The organism is Bacteroides sp. NSJ-39 (assembly GCF_014287315.1).
Classification (GTDB): Bacteria; Bacteroidota; Bacteroidia; order Bacteroidales; family Bacteroidaceae; genus Bacteroides; species Bacteroides finegoldii.
This window is the reverse complement of the sequence record NZ_JACOOB010000052.1, coordinates 1-2,699: the sequence shown is the minus strand read 5'-3', so window position 1 is coordinate 2,699 and position 2,699 is coordinate 1. Positions and strand designations below refer to the sequence as shown.

At 55.3% G+C, this 2,699-nt stretch carries 1 protein-coding gene; it reads left to right on the top strand.

All coding sequences use genetic code 11. The features are described from left to right. Positions 1-2,699 (top strand): N-6 DNA methylase (locus tag H8S63_RS19640; protein WP_186927687.1); only part of this gene is annotated, 2,699 nt, incomplete at both ends.

Sequence of the window (2,699 nt, the reverse complement as noted above, 5' to 3'; positions counted from 1 at the left end):
ACGGGTACAATCTTGAGGCATCTCTATCCCGACCAGAAAATGCGCACCTGCGGTTTTGAGAAAATCGAAAGACCGTTCAACAATTATTTCGACTTGGCGGTGTCCAACATTCCGTTCGGTGACATTGCCGTGTTCGACGCGGAGTTTCAGCGGAGCGACTCTTTCGGCAGACGCTCCGCCCAGAAAACCATCCACAACTATTTCTTTCTCAAAGGACTGGATGCCGTGCGTGACGGCGGTATCGTGGCGTTCATCACCTCGCAAGGGGTATTGAATAGCACCAAGACCTCCGTGCGTAACGAGCTGTTCAGTCAGGCCAATCTGGTATCCGCGATACGCCTGCCCAACAACCTGTTCACGGACAACGCGGGCACGGAGGTGGGCAGTGACCTGATTGTCCTGCAAAAGAACCTCAGCAAGAAGGAAATGTCGCAGGACGAGCGGCTGATGACCGTGATACAGACGGACACGAAAACCGCCCTGACCGACAACGCCTATTTCATCCACCACCCGGAACGCATCGTGCATACGATGGCGAAACTTGACACAGACCCCTACGGGAAGCCCGCTATGGTTTATCTGCACGAGGGCAAGGCAGCAGGCATCGCCGGGGATTTGCGCCGTATGCTCGACGAGGATTTCCATTACAGGCTTGCCATGCGCTTGTATTCGGGTTCAATCCGGCAGGCAGGAACGGAAGAAAAAGTTGCCGTTCAAAATAAAGTAGAGCGTCCTGCCATAAAATTGGAAACAGTATCCTCGGCGCAGACGGTGGAAACTCCGACAGAAAAGCCGCAACCCGCAGATGAAAAGCCGGAGATAGAACCGCGCCCGCAATATTCCGCAGGCGTGCAGCTCACCCTGCTTGACCTCTGGGGGATGACGGAAGAGGTCAGCCAACCGAAAACCTCCAAAAAGAAAAAGACGGTGAAAAAGGCAGTTACGGCAAAGTCCACTCCGCCCAAACCGAAAGTCACGGTTACACCGACAGCTCCAACTGCAAAACCCGCAATGGAGAATAAGGAGGTGAAAGCGGAGAACACCGCCAAGCCTGCCGACCCGGACGACATCTATGCCACACTGGACTGGGATACCAATCCTCCCATCAACGGTTTCTATGAAATGATGATGGGTTTGACGCCGGAGCGTAGGAAAGAACTTCGGGAACTGGCAAGGCAGCATAACGAGAAACAAGTGGCGGAAAAGACGGAAGTGAAAGCCGTGCCGGAAACTTCCCGTGAGCAGCCACGACAGGAGGAAACACAGCCGGAGGCAGTCGCCGCACCTGCCGTTACAGATACCCCATCGGAAGCGGTGGGGACTTTCCTTTTCCCCGACATCGAAGCGGAAAAGCCGAAGGAGGAAGTCGTGGACCTTTCTCCGCGTGCCTACCACCGCACGCCGGAGATGCACCTGCGCGAAGGGTCGCTGGTGGCTGACCGGGGGCGTCATAACATCGGCTACCTGAAAGACATCACGCCATACGGGGCGACATTCCAGCCGCTCGACCTGAAAGGATACCAGAAGGAAAAGGCGTTGTTGTATGTGTCGCTGCGTGACGCCTACGAGCGTCTGTACCGTTATGAATCGCTCCGGCGCGAGGCAAATGTTCCGTGGCGAGAGCATCTGAATACCTGTTACGATGAGTTTGTCATGCGCTACGGCAACCTCAACGCCAAGCAGAACGTGAAGTTAGTGATGATGGATGCGGGCGGGCGCGACATCCTTTCGCTGGAACGGATGGAAAACGGAAAGTTCGTCAAGGCGGACATCTTCGAGCATCCTGTTTCCTTCGCGGTGGAGAGCCATGCCAACGTAGGCTCTCCCGAAGAAGCCCTGTCTGCGTCGCTCAACAAATATGGTACGGTCAATCTCGACTATATGCGGGAGATAACCGACAGCACGGCGGAGGATTTGCTCACTGCCCTGCAAGGGCGCATCTACTACAATCCGCTCGTGACCGGTTACGAAATCAAAGACCGTTTCATCGCCGGAAATGTCATAGAGAAAGCGGAACGCATAGAGGCATGGATGGGTGACAATCCCGAAAATGAGCGTATGCCGGAGGTGAAGCAGGCGTTGGAGGCTCTGAAAGATGCCGAGCCGCAGCGCATCGCCTTCGAGGATCTGGACTTCAATTTCGGGGAACGCTGGATTCCGACGGGTGTCTATGCCGCCTACATGAGCCGGCTGTTCGACACGGAGGTGAAAATCGCCTATTCCGCAAGCATGGACGAGTTTTCGGTGGTGTGCGGCTACCGCACCATGAAAATCACGGACGAGTTTCTGGTGAAGGGGTATTACCGGAACTATGACGGTATGCACCTCCTAAAACACGCCCTGCACAACACCTGCCCTGACATGATGAAGTCCATCGGCAAGGACGAGCATGGCAACGACATCAAGATGCGCGACAGCGAGGGAATACAACTCGCCAACGCCAAGATTGACGAGATACGAAACGGCTTCTCCGAATGGCTCGAAGAGCAGTCGCCGCAGTTCAAGGAGCGGCTTGTGACGATGTATAACCGCAAGTTCAACTGTTTCGTGCGCCCGCGCTACGACGGCTCCCATCAGACCTTTCCCGACCTCAACCTGAAAGGGCTGGCAAGCCGGGGTATCAAGAGCGTCTATCCCTCACAGATGGATTGCGTCTGGATGTTGAAACAGAACGGCGGCGGAATTTGCGACCACGAGGT